15 protein-coding genes are annotated in these 14,173 nt (G+C 42.2%); 10 read left to right on the forward strand and 5 right to left on the reverse strand.

Annotated features, from left to right (window positions below; all coding sequences use genetic code 11):
- Positions 1–24: 24 nt before the first annotated feature.
- The 6 genes from ffh to tyrA all read left to right on the forward strand — a co-directional run bounded on the left by ffh (position 25) and on the right by tyrA (position 5,003).
- Positions 25–1,401, forward strand: coding sequence for a signal recognition particle protein (gene ffh / locus NO991_RS11495; protein ID WP_054551737.1), 1,377 nt, complete (start codon positions 25–27; stop codon positions 1,399–1,401).
- A gap of 240 nt (positions 1,402–1,641) precedes the next feature.
- Positions 1,642–1,890 carry a 30S ribosomal protein S16 gene (gene rpsP, locus NO991_RS11500; protein ID WP_054551736.1) on the forward strand — a complete coding sequence of 83 codons (249 nt, stop codon included), beginning with the start codon at positions 1,642–1,644 and terminating at the stop codon, positions 1,888–1,890.
- 17 nt (positions 1,891–1,907) lie between these two features.
- Positions 1,908–2,441 (forward strand): ribosome maturation factor RimM, encoded by a 534-nt coding sequence (rimM, locus tag NO991_RS11505; RefSeq protein WP_054551735.1) that lies wholly within the window; start codon positions 1,908–1,910, stop codon positions 2,439–2,441.
- The gene (trmD, locus tag NO991_RS11510; protein ID WP_054551734.1) at positions 2,441–3,208 is read left to right on the forward strand and encodes a tRNA (guanosine(37)-N1)-methyltransferase TrmD; all 768 of its coding nucleotides are present in this window, start codon (positions 2,441–2,443) and stop codon (positions 3,206–3,208) included. The genes rimM and trmD overlap by 1 nt, the downstream gene beginning before the upstream one ends.
- Before the next feature lie 33 nt (positions 3,209–3,241).
- Positions 3,242–3,601 (forward strand): 50S ribosomal protein L19, encoded by a 360-nt coding sequence (rplS, locus tag NO991_RS11515; protein WP_054551733.1) that lies wholly within the window; start codon positions 3,242–3,244, stop codon positions 3,599–3,601.
- Positions 3,602–3,869: 268 nt separating this feature from the next.
- On the forward strand, positions 3,870–5,003 hold the full coding sequence (gene tyrA, locus NO991_RS11520; RefSeq protein ID WP_300544110.1) for a bifunctional chorismate mutase/prephenate dehydrogenase: 1,134 nt from the start codon (positions 3,870–3,872) through the stop codon (positions 5,001–5,003).
- A gap of 89 nt (positions 5,004–5,092) precedes the next feature.
- Here tyrA and nhaB read toward each other — a convergent pair whose 3' ends face one another.
- Positions 5,093–6,673: a sodium/proton antiporter NhaB gene (nhaB, locus tag NO991_RS11525; protein ID WP_054551954.1), complete on the reverse strand. Its 1,581-nt coding sequence runs from the start codon at positions 6,671–6,673 to the stop codon at positions 5,093–5,095.
- 232 nt (positions 6,674–6,905) lie between these two features.
- On the opposite strand from nhaB, the gene fadR reads away from it, so the two are divergent.
- The gene (gene fadR, locus NO991_RS11530) at positions 6,906–7,619 is read left to right on the forward strand and encodes a fatty acid metabolism transcriptional regulator FadR (protein ID WP_054561887.1); all 714 of its coding nucleotides are present in this window, start codon (positions 6,906–6,908) and stop codon (positions 7,617–7,619) included.
- 52 nt (positions 7,620–7,671) lie between these two features.
- Here the strand turns inward: fadR and NO991_RS11535 are convergent, their stop codons facing one another.
- Positions 7,672–8,553, reverse strand: a complete 882-nt coding sequence (locus NO991_RS11535; protein WP_166339233.1) for an NAD(P)-dependent oxidoreductase — start codon at positions 8,551–8,553, stop codon at positions 7,672–7,674.
- A gap of 279 nt (positions 8,554–8,832) precedes the next feature.
- Here NO991_RS11535 and NO991_RS11540 point away from each other — a divergent pair, with 279 nt between their 5' ends.
- Positions 8,833–9,438 carry a peroxiredoxin C gene (locus tag NO991_RS11540; protein ID WP_054551729.1) on the forward strand — a complete coding sequence of 202 codons (606 nt, stop codon included), beginning with the start codon at positions 8,833–8,835 and terminating at the stop codon, positions 9,436–9,438.
- 70 nt (positions 9,439–9,508) lie between these two features.
- On the opposite strand, the gene NO991_RS11545 is transcribed toward NO991_RS11540, so the two are convergent.
- The gene (locus tag NO991_RS11545; RefSeq protein WP_300361097.1) at positions 9,509–12,034 is read right to left on the reverse strand and encodes a TonB-dependent receptor; all 2,526 of its coding nucleotides are present in this window, start codon (positions 12,032–12,034) and stop codon (positions 9,509–9,511) included.
- 265 nt (positions 12,035–12,299) lie between these two features.
- Complete coding sequence (gene smpB / locus NO991_RS11550) at positions 12,300–12,779, reverse strand: SsrA-binding protein SmpB (protein ID WP_054551727.1); 480 nt, start codon at positions 12,777–12,779, stop codon at positions 12,300–12,302.
- A gap of 133 nt (positions 12,780–12,912) precedes the next feature.
- Here smpB and NO991_RS11555 point away from each other — a divergent pair, with 133 nt between their 5' ends.
- Complete coding sequence (locus NO991_RS11555) at positions 12,913–13,353, forward strand: type II toxin-antitoxin system RatA family toxin (RefSeq protein ID WP_054551726.1); 441 nt, start codon at positions 12,913–12,915, stop codon at positions 13,351–13,353.
- Positions 13,350–13,676, forward strand: coding sequence for an RnfH family protein (locus tag NO991_RS11560; protein ID WP_138601550.1), 327 nt, complete (start codon positions 13,350–13,352; stop codon positions 13,674–13,676). Before NO991_RS11555 ends, NO991_RS11560 begins: the two co-directional genes overlap by 4 nt.
- Positions 13,677–13,717: 41 nt before the next feature.
- On the opposite strand, the gene NO991_RS11565 is transcribed toward NO991_RS11560, so the two are convergent.
- Positions 13,718–14,080 carry an outer membrane protein assembly factor BamE gene (locus NO991_RS11565; RefSeq protein ID WP_054551724.1) on the reverse strand — a complete coding sequence of 121 codons (363 nt, stop codon included), beginning with the start codon at positions 14,078–14,080 and terminating at the stop codon, positions 13,718–13,720.
- Between the last annotated feature and the right edge of the window lie 93 nt (positions 14,081–14,173).

Raw genomic sequence — 14,173 nt, forward strand, 5'->3', positions numbered from 1 at the left:
AACACGTTTTATCGGAACCTTTACATGTTTGAGAATCTCCAAGAACGCTTAGGTAAAACCTTAAAAAATATCAGTGGCCGCGGACGCCTAACTGAAGACAATATAAAAGATACATTACGCGAAGTCCGCATGGCATTTTTGGAAGCGGACGTTGCATTACCTGTTGTTCGTGAATTCGTTAAGCAAGTTAAAGAACGCGCCGTAGGTGTTGAGGTAACAAAAAGCTTAAGCCCTGGCCAAGTCTTTATTAAGATCGTTCGTGAAGAACTTGAAAAAGCCATGGGTGAAGCTAACGAAGAGCTAAGCCTTAATGCACAGCCGCCAGCGGTAGTGATGATGGCGGGTTTACAAGGTGCTGGTAAAACGACCAGTGTTGGTAAACTAGCTAAATTCTTAAAAGAGCGTAAAAAGAAGTCTGTATTAGTTGTGAGTGCCGACGTTTATCGTCCGGCAGCAATCAAACAGCTTGAAACACTGGCTGATGAAGTGGGTGTTGAGTTCTTCCCAAGTGACATTTCACAAAAGCCGGTTGATATCGCAAACAATGCGATTTCTCACGCGAAGAAAAAATTCATTGATGTGGTATTAGTTGATACTGCAGGTCGTTTACACGTCGATAACGACATGATGGACGAGATCAAAGCACTTCACAGCGCGATTAACCCAATCGAAACCTTATTCGTTGTTGATGCGATGACAGGTCAAGATGCGGCAAACACCGCAAAAGCATTTGATGAGGCACTGCCTTTAAGTGGTGTGATCTTAACCAAGACCGATGGTGATGCCCGTGGTGGTGCTGCATTATCGATTCGCCATATTACTGGTAAGCCAATTAAGTTTATGGGTGTGGGTGAACGCACTGATGCTCTTGAACCATTCCACCCTGACCGTATTGCTTCTCGTATCCTAGGTATGGGTGATGTACTTTCATTAATCGAAGAAGTCGAAATGAAAGTAGATAAAGAGAAAGCAGCTAAAGTTGCCGAAAAAGTATTTAAAGGTGATGGCTTCACATTAGATGACTTTGCTGAGCAACTTCGTCAGATGAAGAACATGGGCGGTATGATGTCGATGCTTGATAAGCTGCCAGGCATGCAAAACCTACCAGACGCTGTAAAAGGCCAGATGGGTGATAAAACTTTCGTACAAATGGAAGCCATCATCAACTCTATGACGCCAAAAGAGCGTGCCCGTCCTGAAATCATCAAAGGCTCGCGTAAAAAACGTATTGCAGCAGGTTCTGGTACTCAGGTGCAAGAAATCAATAAACTGCTTAAGCAATTTACGCAAATGCAGAAGATGATGAAGAAGATGAAAGGCAAAGGTGGCATGAAGAAAATGATGCGCGGCATGAAAGGCATGTTACCACCAGGGATGATGGGTGGTGGCCCTAAATTTTAATAGTACTGTCTATTAAATGTATAAAAAGGAGCATATAGCTCCTTTTTTTGTAGATAATTTATGCGTAGTTGTTAGCTGCATGTAAGATTTAAAGCCCAGATCAGTGTTTAATCAACTAAACTTACATTTTGCAGCAGTTCTTACTTGCAATGTTGCAAAAAACTCGTACAATTCCCCAGCTTCCCGTATTGGGGAGTAAATCTTATTAATGAAAACAGTCAATCTAATGTAGAGGACGGTATGGTAACTATTCGTTTGCAACGTGGTGGCGCTAAAAAACGCCCTTTCTATCAAATTGTGGTTGCGGATAGCCGTTTCTCGCGTGACGGTCGCTTCATCGAGAAAGTAGGTTTCTTTAACCCAATCGCTTCTGGTCAGGAAGAAAAAGTACGTTTAGATTTATCTCGTGTTGATCACTGGGTAGGTCAAGGCGCATCTCTTTCAGATCGCGTAGCTAAGTTAGTTAAAGACGCTCGTAAAGCGGCTTAATAGGCGTAAGAGTAACCATGAGTCAAGAGAACACCTCGTATATTACAGTAGGAAAGCTCGGTGCCCCGTATGGTATAAAGGGCTGGCTTAAGGTGCATTCATTTACTGATGATCCCGAAGGGATCTTCGATTTCAGCCCATGGTTGATAGGGCAACAAGGTAAATGGCAGACCTTAGAAGTGGTCGACTGGCGTCGCCACAACAAAGGCTTTATCGCTAAAGTTGCGCAAGTAAACGACCGAGACGAAGCAATGGCTTTAACCAATGCAGAAATCTCAGTAGATGCAGCGCAGCTACCAGAATTACCGCAAGGTGAATTCTATTGGCGAGATCTGATCGGCATGTCTGTTATAACTGATAAAGGTTATAACTTAGGCACTGTTGATGACCTAATGGAGACAGGGTCAAATGACGTTTTGGTTGTGAAAGCAAACAAAAAAGATGCATTTGGCCAAGCAGAGCGTTTAATTCCTTTCTTAACAGATTCTGTTATTAAAGAAGTTAAACATGATGCAAGAGAAATTACCGTAGACTGGGACCCAGGGTTTTAATGTCACAAACGAGTTCGCTATGGGTAGGGGTGATAAGCCTTTTCCCGGACATGTTTGATGCGATTACCACCCAAGGGGTAACAGGTCGCGCAGTTAAAAATGGTCTAATCGACTTTAACTGTTGGAACCCACGTGACTATGCCACTGATAAGCATAGAACTGTGGATGATCGTCCTTACGGGGGCGGTCCTGGCATGTTAATGATGGTTGAACCATTGAAACAAGCTATCCTTGACGCCAAAAAAGCGGCAGGTGATGGTGCAAAAGTAATTTATATGTCCCCGCAAGGGCGCAAATTAGATCAGCAAGGTGCAAGCGAGCTTGCACAATCAGAAAAGCTGATTTTAATTGCAGGTCGCTATGAAGGTATAGATGAGCGAATCATAGAATCATACGTTGACGAAGAATGGTCAATTGGTGATTTTATTTTAAGTGGTGGTGAGCTACCCGCGATGACGCTAATTGATGCAGTAGCACGATTAGTACCAGGGGTGTTAGGTCATAACCAGTCAGCTGAGCAGGATTCATTTTCGAATGGCTTGCTTGATTGTCCTCACTATACACGGCCAGAGACATTGGATGATAAACAGGTGCCTGCTGTATTACTCAGCGGAAACCACCAAGAAATCGCTAAGTGGCGCACAAAGCAATCACTTGGTAGAACTTGGCTTCGTCGTCCTGACTTGTTGCATAACCTAGCTCTGACTGAGGAGCAAGCGGCACTCCTTGCTGAATTTCAGCAAGAGTACCAACAAGCTTGTGGCTAGAAGACAGTTACACCTAGGAAAGTGAGAAATATAATGGCAAAAGTAAACCAAAATATTATTAAAGCGCTTGAAGAAGAGCAGCTTAAAACAGACGTACCAGCATTCGGCGCTGGTGATACAGTAGTTGTACAGGTACGTGTAAAAGAAGGTAACAAAGAGCGTCTACAGGCCTTTGAAGGTGTTGTAATCGCTAAGCGTAATCGTGGTCTTCACTCAGCATTCACAGTTCGTAAAATCTCGAGCGGTGAAGGTGTTGAGCGTGTATTCCAAACGCACAGCCCTCTTATCGATAGTATCTCAGTTAAACGTCGCGGTGCAGTTCGCCGTGCGAAACTTTACTATCTACGTGAGCGTTCTGGTAAATCTGCACGTATTAGAGAAAAACTTAACTAATACGCGCTGTTTTACAACGCAAAATAAAACGGGTTGCAGCCTTAGGTTGCAACCCGTTTTGGTTTTTATACCACAAAAATAATTTACCCCTCTGAGAGATACTCCCTTCTAACTTATCTACTTACTCCTATTTATCCCTTTATAAGCTATGCTACAAGAGCGTTGGGGCTTTGTGCTTTGGCTGTTATCCTGTTACTATAATTTGTATTAAAAGCTTTACTTTTTTGTATATAAATATTTACGTTTATAGGGTTTGAGGTGTAGTAACGTGGTAACAGTGAATGATCTAGCTGATTTAAGAGCAGGAATAGATGAATGTGATGCGCAATTGGTGGCATTACTGGCAAAGCGTAATGGGATTACAGAAAAAATAGGCGCAATTAAGCAACAAATCGGAGCACCATTACATGCCCCAGATCGCGAGGCTGAGTTACTTGCAGCTCGTCGTCAAGAAGCTGTCGCACAAGGGGTTAACCCTGAGTTAGTTGAAGATATATTGCGTCGTATGATGCGTGAAGCGTATCAAAACCAACAAGGTAGCCTTGCCTGTGTTGCACCCCAATTATCACCCATTGTAATTGTGGGTGGTGAAGGTGCCATGGGTCAGTTATTTGCTCAACAATTTACTCGTTCAGGTTATGAAGTGCGTATTTTAGATAAAGCACAGCAAGGACAAAGTGAGACGATATTAAAAGGGGCAAAATTGGTTCTTGTCAGTGTGCCAATTAATGCACTTGAGCAAGTCGTCGCAGCGCTACCGACACTTGATGATGACTGTTTGCTGGTTGATATTACCTCTGTTAAGCAAAAACCTTTAAAAGCACTTATGGCGGCTCATAGCGGCCCTGTAGTTGGCTTACACCCCATGTTTGGCCCAGATATTTCACATTGGGTAAAACAAACGGTGGTCGTGTGTGAAGGGCGAGATCATGAAGTAGCTAAAGGGTTAATGGCACAACTACAAGTTTGGGGCTGCCAAGTAGTTGAAATGGATGCTAAAAAACACGATGAAGCAATGCAGATCATTCAGGTTATGCGTCACTTAACAACTTTTGTATATGGCCAGTTTCTTGCCAAGCAAAGCCATACACTTGCAGAGCTTCGCAGCTGCTCATCACCCATTTATCAGTTAGAGTTAATGATGGTCGGGCGCTTATTTGCCCAATCGCCAGAGCTTTACTCTGACATCATGTTAGCACAATTCGACGATGTAGAAGCACTGCTTGCCAACTACCAAGGTACTTTTGCAGACACGCTAGAAAAGCTAAAAGCAGGGGATAAAGCATCATTGATTGCCGCATTTGCTGATGCAAAAGAATACTTCTCTGATGCAACTGCACATTTCTTAACGCAAAGCCGCAGCTTACTCAACAAAGCAAACGACGCGAAAGTGCTTGATTAAACAGCTAATCTAGCAAAAAAGAGCTCTATCAAAAAAGCCCGCATCAAGCGGGCTTTTTAGTTTCAAATGTTTTGTTTTAAATAATCGTTTTAATGACCACCTAATGAGCCAGGTAACGCACCGCTATGGTGATTGATTAAGCCCCATTGATACAGTAAGTCAGTCATATCTGAAAGGCTGAATAAGGTCATGCTCAAGCCAACAATCGTCAACACTATGGTATAAGGTAGCGCCATGTATACCATGCGTCCATAAGATAGTCTTAACACAGGGGCTAATGTTGATGTAAGCAAGAATAAGAAGGCAGCTTGTCCATTAGGCGTAGCAACACTTGGTAAATTAGTACCTGTGTTAATTGCCACAGCTAATAGGTCAAATTGATCACGGGTAATTTGACCTGCCTGTAACGCAGCAGCCACTTCATTGATATACACAGTACCCACGAACACGTTATCGCTGACCATCGACAGAATACCGTTGGCAATGAAGAACATCACCAGTTGCAGCTGACCTTCGAAAGTAAGTACCCATGCGATCACAGGTGTAAATAAATGCTGGTCGATAATAACTGCAACAATTGAGAAGAATACACAAAGTAACGCTGTGAATGGTAGAGCTTCTTCAAATGCTTTACCTAATTGGTGCTCTTCAATAATACCTGCACTGGCCGTGGCAAAAATAATAACAGACAAACCAATTAAACCAACAGTGGCTAAGTGAAGGGCTAAACCTATGATCAACCAAACAGCAATGAAAGCTTGAATCGCTAGGTTTACTTTGTCGCGTGTAGTGCGTTTTTTCTCTAGCTTTTTAGCATGATCCGATAAAATCGTGTGGATGGGGGCAGGGAGTTTTGCGCCGTAACCAAAGGTTTTGGTTTTTTCGAGTAAGAAAGTAGTGGCAATACCTGCAATCATAACGGGTAAAGTAATAGGCAACATTCGGAAGAAAAATTCGCCAAATAACCAGCCTGCACGCTCTGCAATGATCAAGTTTTGTGGCTCGCCTACCATAGTACAAACACCGCCTAAGGCAGTACCTATGGATGCATGCATTAATAAATTACGAAGAAAAGCACGAAACTCTTCAAGCTCTTGACGATTGACTGGGCGAACTTGGTTATCGTCATTAATATCATGCTCACTGCTGGAGTCTTTGCCTGATGCTACCTTGTGGTAAATACTGTAAAAGCCCATCGCGACGGCAATAACAACGGCCATCACCGTTAACGCATCTAAAAAGGCAGATAAAAATGCGGCAGCTATCGTAAACGACAGGGATAATACGGTTTTACTTCGTACCGAAACAACCAGCTTTGTAAAGATATATAAAAGTAAGTCTTTCATAAAATAGATACCAGCAACCATAAAGATAAGTAACAGGATCACATCGATATTCTGTACTATCTCATGTTCAACTTGACCTGCTGTTGTCATGCCGATAAACAAGGCTTCAATTGCCAGTAAACCACCCGGTTGTAGCGGGTAACATTTAAGTGCCATGGCGAGTGTAAAAATAAACTCTAACACTAATACCCATCCTGCCAGATAAGGGTTAAGTTGAAATAACACCGGGTTGATTAGTAAAAACGCAATAATGGTGTATTTATACCACTTTGGTGAAGTTCCTAAAAAATTTTTAAATAGAGCTGGTAAAACGCGCTGCTGCATGGCCATACCTATATCAGTGCTGGTTATTATTGTTAATAAATAGAAATTGATTATATCGATAGTATTGTTATTTGATGTACTTTTAATCCAAAAGGCCATTTATTTAACTAGATCTTATAGATTTTTATGTACTGCCGAGTTAGTTTACTTGTTAGTTGCTTATCATCTGGTACAATCAGTGAGTTGAACACCAAATGCGGTAAAAGTAGTTGCTAACTCAAGTGGAAAGTGAATGAGAATTTTTAAAGCGAAAAGCCCAGCAGGTTTTGCTGAAGAATACATTGTTGAATCTATTTGGAATGGTGACTTTCCGCCTGGCTCAATTCTTCCAGCTGAGCGTGAATTATCTGAGCTGATAGGTGTTACACGTACAACCTTACGTGAAGTACTTCAGCGTCTAGCCCGTGATGGCTGGCTAACGATTCAGCACGGTAAACCTACCCGTGTAAATAACTTCTGGGAAACCTCGGGCCTGAACATTTTAGAAACGCTAGCGCGACTAGATGAAGACAAAATGCCAGAGCTTACAGATCAATTACTTTCTGCACGCACAAATATCAGCGCAATTTATACCCGTGCGGCTATTAAGCTTGCTCCTGAGCGTGTAATTGAAATTTTATCGCAAAGTGAAGAGCTAGAAGACAGTGCGCAAGCATTTGCTGATTACGATTATAAAGTTCACCATGAATTAGCAGTTGCGGGTAATAACCGCATTTACGTTCTTATCCTAAATGGCTTTAAAGGTTTCTACTCAAAAATTGGCTGCCACTACTTCTCTGATTCTCGAACTCGTGAATTAGCGCGTCAATTTTATAAAGATTTAACAGAGCTGGCAGAGCGTCGTGAACACGACGGTGCGATTTCAATGATGCGTAAATATGGTCATCAAACAGGTGAAATTTGGCAACAAATTCGTGGTGATATGCCAGAAGATATCATGGACTAAGCGACCGTAATTAATATTCATTTAAGAACCCAGCTAAAAGCTGGGTTTTTTGTTAGTTACTTTTAAGCACCGGGAGTACTTCAGCGCTTTCATCATCAAGCATTGCTAAAACACTATTAAAATCATGTTTGGGATGCCAGCCAAGTTGCTGCTGCGCTCTAGTTGAATCGTATACTCGGTCTAAACTCGTTGGTAATAGCCAGCCTCGCTCCTTGAATGCATCTGCTAATGCTGGGATTTTTTCAATAATGACTTTATCTGCTTGCTTATAAAGCGACTGGCAATCTTTTTTTGAATAAGGCGTAACGCCTGAAATAATAAAGCGATTAAAACCACTTAGTTTTTTCTCGATTGCACATAAATGAGCATTGGCAACATCGCGAGCGTCGATGCCACGGCTATTACGAAATAGCGCCATCGTATCTGCAGGTTCAGGAAAACAGCGAGACATCTGTAATACTGTGATTGGTAATTTGTGCTTTACTGAAATAGCTTCAAGCTTGGCTTCGGCGGCAATTTTAGTTTTATGGTAAATGGATTTTGGCTTTGGAATAATATCCTCGTTTACCCAACCCGCTTGACCTAATGGCGTTGAAGCTGAACCATAGAGCGCTGTGGTGCTGGTAAAAATAAACTGTTTTACGCCTGCTTCTATACCTAACAGTGCCAGCTGTTCTGTCGCCTCCACATTTATAGTGTAAAAATCGTCGTCAGAGTGCAGGCCAACATGAGGGGCATGTAAAGCGGCTGTATGGATTATCACGTCGATGTCTTGAAGAGCTCGCTGAATTAAGTGTTGGTCACGAATATCACCCACAAAGTCAGCTGTAGAGCAGGGCGCTTTATCCATCCCAACGACATTATAATTGCTCATTAACTTGATATAAATTGCACGGCCAACCCGACCTGCTGAACCTGTGATCAAAACTTTCATTTTTCTACCTAGTTGCTTAGCTAGGCATATTTTATCAGATTTTAGCTGCTGATTTTGCAGCTCTGTGCGATTGTTTGCTTCAAGAGTTACGTAATATTTTAATAAATCAATTTTTCCGATTAGGCATATCGCTTTTTTCGATTGTTCATTTGTCTGTAACCTCATTACACTATCTTGCAATTTATCAATACTTACACTTGGTTTTTGCGTTTTAGTAACCATATCTATGTGAGTATTGCTTAGGCAATTGGAAATAAACTCAAATATTTGGAGATAAAAATGGGTGTATTAGTTGGCCGTCAGGCACCAGACTTTACTGCAGCAGCTGTTCTTGGTAACGGTGAAATCGTTGAAAACTTCAACCTAAAAGAAACTATCAAAGGTAAAAAAGCAGTTATCTTCTTTTACCCGTTAGACTTCACTTTCGTTTGTCCTTCAGAGTTAATCGCTTTCGACAAGCGTTTTGAAGAGTTCCAAAAGCGTGGCGTTGAAGTAATTGGTGTTTCTATCGATTCACAATTCTCACACAATGCATGGCGTAACACTGCCGTTGCTGACGGTGGTATTGGTCAAGTTAAATATGCACTAGTTGCAGACGTTAAACACGAAATCTGTCAAGCATACGATGTTGAGCACCCAGAAGCAGGTGTTGCTTTCCGTGGTTCTTTCCTTATCGACGAAGAAGGTAACGTACGTCACCAAGTAGTTAACGACCTTCCTCTAGGCCGTAACATCGACGAAATGATCCGCATGGTTGACGCGCTAGCGTTCCACAGCGAGCACGGTGAAGTATGTCCAGCTGGTTGGACTGAAGGCAAAAAAGGTATGGACGCAAGCCCTGAAGGTGTTGCTAAGTTCCTTTCTGAAAACGAAGGCGACCTATAATTTAGGCCTTAGTTAAAGAATTAAAAAACCCGCCAATTTGGCGGGTTTTTGTTTTTAAGCTCAATGAGATTTAGTTAAAGCGCATTGTTAGCTTAGTATAGAAATAACGACCACGTGGGTTATGTACGCTTGATACATAGCCATATAAGTCGCCATCACCATCACCGATTGCAAACGGAGGATCTTCATCAAACACGTTATTCACACCCACAGAAAGTTTAATTTTCTCTGAGAAGTTATACGCTGTTTGTAAATCAACCAGCGTTTGTGAATCAACCATACGTGATGTGTTGCTATCAAAGTCTAAATTACCGTCAAAGTCGATATCTGGCGTATCTTCAAACTCGCCCGTGTAACTAACGTTCACATTCGTGTTGAAGTCACCCATTTCCCAGTTTGTTGAGAAAATCCAACGGTTTTCAGGATAACGATACTCGCCAGTGTAATCGCGGCCATCTTTCTTAAATTCGTTTTGGTAAGCCCATTCTAAATTGAATTTTAAGAAGCCGTAATCGTTCATCGCATGTGTGTAGTTAGCCGATACATCGACACCTGATACTTCTTGTGATGAGACGTTTTCAAAGGTGCTATAAACTTTTTGGATCACACCTAAGCTTTGACCATTTTGTGGTGCTAAACGCACGCAGACTGTGCTGTTTTGATCATTACAGTTTTCATCATAGATAGGGCCGAACTCTTGCTCGTCAATCTTATTATCTTGTGTAATGCTCCATACATCGATTCCAAAACCAAATTCAGCGGTTGGTGCCCAGATAAAGCCAACATTCCATGACTCTGACTCCTCAGCTTCAAGGTTTGGGTTACCTGCAAATTGGATATTGTAATCTAGAGCGTTACAGTCAAGCCCTGTTGCCTGACAGCGGTAAGTATCTACAAAGAATTGACTTTCTTCCGACGGACCTAAACCAATTTGTGCCAGTGAAGGCGCGCGGAAACCTTGAGCCCACGAACCACGAACAGTGATTGAATCAGTTGGTGCCCAGCGAACAGCTACTTTAGGGTTTGTAGTTGAGCCAAAATCGCTGTAGTCATCGTATCGACCAGCTAGTTGCAGTTCTAGGTTATCAGCCAGCGGAATTGAAAACTCAATGTAAGCTGCGTATTGGTCGCGTTCAGCAGCGGCTGATACAGACTCAGTACCAAAAATTAAACCACGCTGGAATTGGTCGTCTGGAATATCGCTCACATCTTCTTCACGGTATTCAATACCTGCAGCCATCATTACTACATCATCGCCAAAGCTGAATGCTTCACCACTAATATTTGCATCAAATGAGGTCATATGAGACTCACCACGGCGCACTAAGCTTGTGGTGATACGGTCAATCACTGCCTGGTCATTATAGGTGCCACCAAATGGATTATAGTTACCTGCATCGATTTCTTGTTGTAGGAAATCAGTGCGCACCCAACCTTGGCTTCTATTACCTGTTTGCATTGATTCACTGCGACCTTTTTGAACAGCAGCTTCCCAGCTCCAGTCACTGATCTCACCTTTTAGACCGGCAACAAAGCGAAGCGTATCAGATTCAATATCCCATTGGCGAGGGCCGGCATCTACGGTTCTGTAGCGACCAATTTCGATATCTTGGCCAAATGGGTTGTTGGGGTGGCTTGCAGGTACTGTAAGGCCTGCATCTTCATCAAGCGGGGTCGGTGCACCTGCTGCTTGCGACGTATTATGTTGTACTGCAACCTCTAAGAAAGCTGAAATACCATTGTCGAAGTTATATTCAAATTGTGAGATAGCACCGACACGCTCAGATGCTGGGGTTACGTACCCATACGGGCCGTAGTCAAATAAGCAGCTGCCACTTGCGGTTGCATTTTCTGCTGGGCAGGCTGGATCAATGGTTTTTTCACCATCTACATAGAAGTAGCCCGGAAAGCCACGCGATGAGCGAAAATCCATACCACCGTATGGTTCTTGGTTGGCAGTGCCTAGGCGGCCCATTTCATCAGATGAGAGTGCTGTGTTGTTAAAGTAATCAATAATAATTGATGCGCTGCTTTTCTCTGTACTAGTACCCCATACTAAACTTGCTGTTTTTTCTTCGTAGTTAGGACCATCAGTACCGCCATATCCAAGGTTTACCTCTAGGCCGTTAATATCTTTCTTTAAGATAATATTAACTACACCAGCAACTGCATCAGAACCATAAATAGCTGATGCGCCATCTTTTAAAATATCAATACGTTCAATCGCAGAGACTGGAATCGAGTTGATATCAACAAATGAATTGGTAATGCTCTCAGCAAAAGCGCTAATAGATACACGACGGCCATTAATAAGTACCAATGTAGCGTCTGAGCCTAAACCTCTAAGGCTAACAGCTGCAGCACCATTGGCTGTAGAGTCTTGGTTATTACCGCGAGTAGAAAAAGTACCATTACCGGCAACAGGCATACGCTCTAATAGTTGTTGTAGGTTGTCGTAGCCCATGTTATCGATGTCTGCACGACTGATTGATTGAACCGGTGATGGCCCCTCAATGTCCGAGCGCTTGATGCGAGAACCTGTAACTTCAATACGCTCGACCTTTTCAGCTCCATCTTCTTGTGCAGCAACAGACATAAAACTGGTGCCTGCTAATGCGGCAACTGTAAATGCGTAGAGAGGTCGTTGTATAAAGCGATGGGTGTTCTTCATATATTTCAATCCTTGTATAATTGTGAAAGTGTTGTGAATTAATCACGACAAAGATTGATACCATGTAAATAGCGGTGAATGAAATAGCAAAAAAGTATGGGTTTGTTAAGGTGTCAAGGTTCTTAAGTGGTAAGAGTCAGGACTGGTAGGGGGTACGAGCCTAACAAAAAGGTTAGGCTCATTTCATAAATTAAGCTTTATGTTTCATTAGGCGCTCTTTTTCACGTGCCCAGTCTTTATTTTTTCCGTCTTCACGTTTGTCGTGCATCTTTTTACCTTTAGCAAGGTGGAACTCCAACTTCACCCAGCATTTTTTCCAGTACATTGCAGTTGCGATTAATGAAAAACCTTCGCGTTCTGTAGCACCGATAAGACGATCGATTTCGCGCTTATTTAAAAGTAACTTACGATACCTTAAAGGATCGCAAATTACGTGAGTAGAAGCACTGTTGAGAGGCTGAATTTGACTGCCAAGTAAAAATGCTTCGCCGTTTTTAATGTGAATATAAGTCTCAGAGATGTTTACTTTACCAGCTCGGATACTTTTTACTTCCCAGCCCTGTAGTTCAACCCCTGCTTCGAACTTATCGTGTAAAAAATACTCATGACGCGCTTTTTTGTTTAGCGCGATGGTATTACTTGTCGATTTAGATGATTTTTTCTTAGCCATAGTGGCTCATATTATACGTAAAAACAGCGTTTTTACATCGCTTTTTTAAGGCTTTGCAGAAATTTTCGCGTCACTAATATTTGGGTAAATAGTCAAAGCTTGCTAAAATTCGCCGACAAAGTTGGGAGTGAATATGCCGCAAATAGAAAAAAGTGCGCTGGTAATGTACAGCAGCAAAGAAATGTTTGATTTAGTGAATGATGTAGATGCATATCCAGAGTTTTTACCACATTGCTCTGATGCTAAAATCATTACACAACAAGCCAGTGGTATGACAGCTAGTCTAGAAATATCGAAAGCAGGTTTAAAAAAGTGGTTCACTACCGAAAATACCTTTATTGATGAGCAAACGGTTGCGCTACGCCTAGTTGATGGCCCATTCAAAAAGCTACAGGGTAAATGGCATTTCTTACCGCTGGACGATAAAGCTTGTAAAGTGCAACTGCATCTTGAGTTTGAATTTGCTAGTAAGCTTATTGAGCTGGCTTTCGGAAAAGTATTTAACGAAGTCGCTAAGAATATGGTTAATGCATTTACTCAACGCGCTAAAACTGTATATGGAGTTCGCCCATGATCACTGTTGAAGTGGTTTTCGCCTTACCAACAACAGCAACCAGTTTACTGGTCGAAGTGCCTGTAGGTACTACCGCTGAGCAAGCGGTGATTAAGTCGGGCATTATCGAGAAGTGCCCAGAAATAGACGCAAATAATTTAACGCTTGGGATTTGGAATCGTACTTGCAAACTGAATCAAGAAGTAAAAGATGGCGATCGTATTGAGATTTATCGACCGCTTATTGCTGATCCAAAGGATGCACGCAGGCGCCGTGCTGAAAAAGCCAAAGAAGAGGGCCGAGCTAATAAAATTACAGGCGGGCGTCCGCTTAATAAGGCATAAAAAAGGGTAGCCTAGGCTACCCTTAATAATTTGCGCTGCTATTACTCTTGTTCAAGCGGCGTATTAAATTCGCTAGGTTGTTCATAGTCACCCGATAACGAAACAAGCTTATCGTTTTCGAAGTTAATAGTGAGTGATTTACGTTGCTCGTTGCTACGACCAAGATTGAATACGTAAAGGTAGTGCCAGGTATTTTTATCAAATGAGTCTTCAGCGACTGGCTTGCCTAGTACATACAGTACTTGCTCGCGGGTCATATTAACACGTAGCTTATCTACATCTGATTGCTCTAAGAAGTTACCTTGAGGAATGTTGATTCGGTAAACCCAGCTTGAACACCCTGCTGTAGCACTTAAAGTAAGGGTAAGTACTAACCAAAAAGAAAAAGTTTTAAACGACTGCATTATTTGTTTGAATCCTTATTTTTTATACACTGCATGATACCGATTAGTCACTGAAGGTAAAACCCTTTTCAGTAATTGTTTTTACACAAATGC

The organism is Pseudoalteromonas sp. DY56-GL22 (assembly GCF_041414715.1).
Classification (GTDB): Bacteria; Pseudomonadota; Gammaproteobacteria; order Enterobacterales; family Alteromonadaceae; genus Pseudoalteromonas; species Pseudoalteromonas simplex.

Coding starts and splice junctions, on each gene's coding strand:
- ffh (WP_054551737.1), top strand. CDS start 25: ATGTTTGAGAATCTCCAAGAACGCTTAGGTAAAACCTTAAAAAATATC.
- rpsP (WP_054551736.1), top strand. CDS start 1,642: ATGGTAACTATTCGTTTGCAACGTGGTGGCGCTAAAAAACGCCCTTTC.
- rimM (WP_054551735.1), top strand. CDS start 1,908: ATGAGTCAAGAGAACACCTCGTATATTACAGTAGGAAAGCTCGGTGCC.
- trmD (WP_054551734.1), top strand. CDS start 2,441: ATGTCACAAACGAGTTCGCTATGGGTAGGGGTGATAAGCCTTTTCCCG.
- rplS (WP_054551733.1), top strand. CDS start 3,242: ATGGCAAAAGTAAACCAAAATATTATTAAAGCGCTTGAAGAAGAGCAG.
- nhaB (WP_054551954.1), bottom strand. CDS start 6,673: ATGCAGCAGCGCGTTTTACCAGCTCTATTTAAAAATTTTTTAGGAACT.
- fadR (WP_054561887.1), top strand. CDS start 6,906: ATGAGAATTTTTAAAGCGAAAAGCCCAGCAGGTTTTGCTGAAGAATAC.
- NO991_RS11535 (WP_166339233.1), bottom strand. CDS start 8,553: ATGAAAGTTTTGATCACAGGTTCAGCAGGTCGGGTTGGCCGTGCAATT.
- NO991_RS11540 (WP_054551729.1), top strand. CDS start 8,833: ATGGGTGTATTAGTTGGCCGTCAGGCACCAGACTTTACTGCAGCAGCT.
- NO991_RS11545 (WP_300361097.1), bottom strand. CDS start 12,034: ATGTCTGTTGCTGCACAAGAAGATGGAGCTGAAAAGGTCGAGCGTATT.
- smpB (WP_054551727.1), bottom strand. CDS start 12,779: ATGGCTAAGAAAAAATCATCTAAATCGACAAGTAATACCATCGCGCTA.
- NO991_RS11555 (WP_054551726.1), top strand. CDS start 12,913: ATGCCGCAAATAGAAAAAAGTGCGCTGGTAATGTACAGCAGCAAAGAA.
- NO991_RS11560 (WP_138601550.1), top strand. CDS start 13,350: ATGATCACTGTTGAAGTGGTTTTCGCCTTACCAACAACAGCAACCAGT.
- NO991_RS11565 (WP_054551724.1), bottom strand. CDS start 14,080: ATGCAGTCGTTTAAAACTTTTTCTTTTTGGTTAGTACTTACCCTTACT.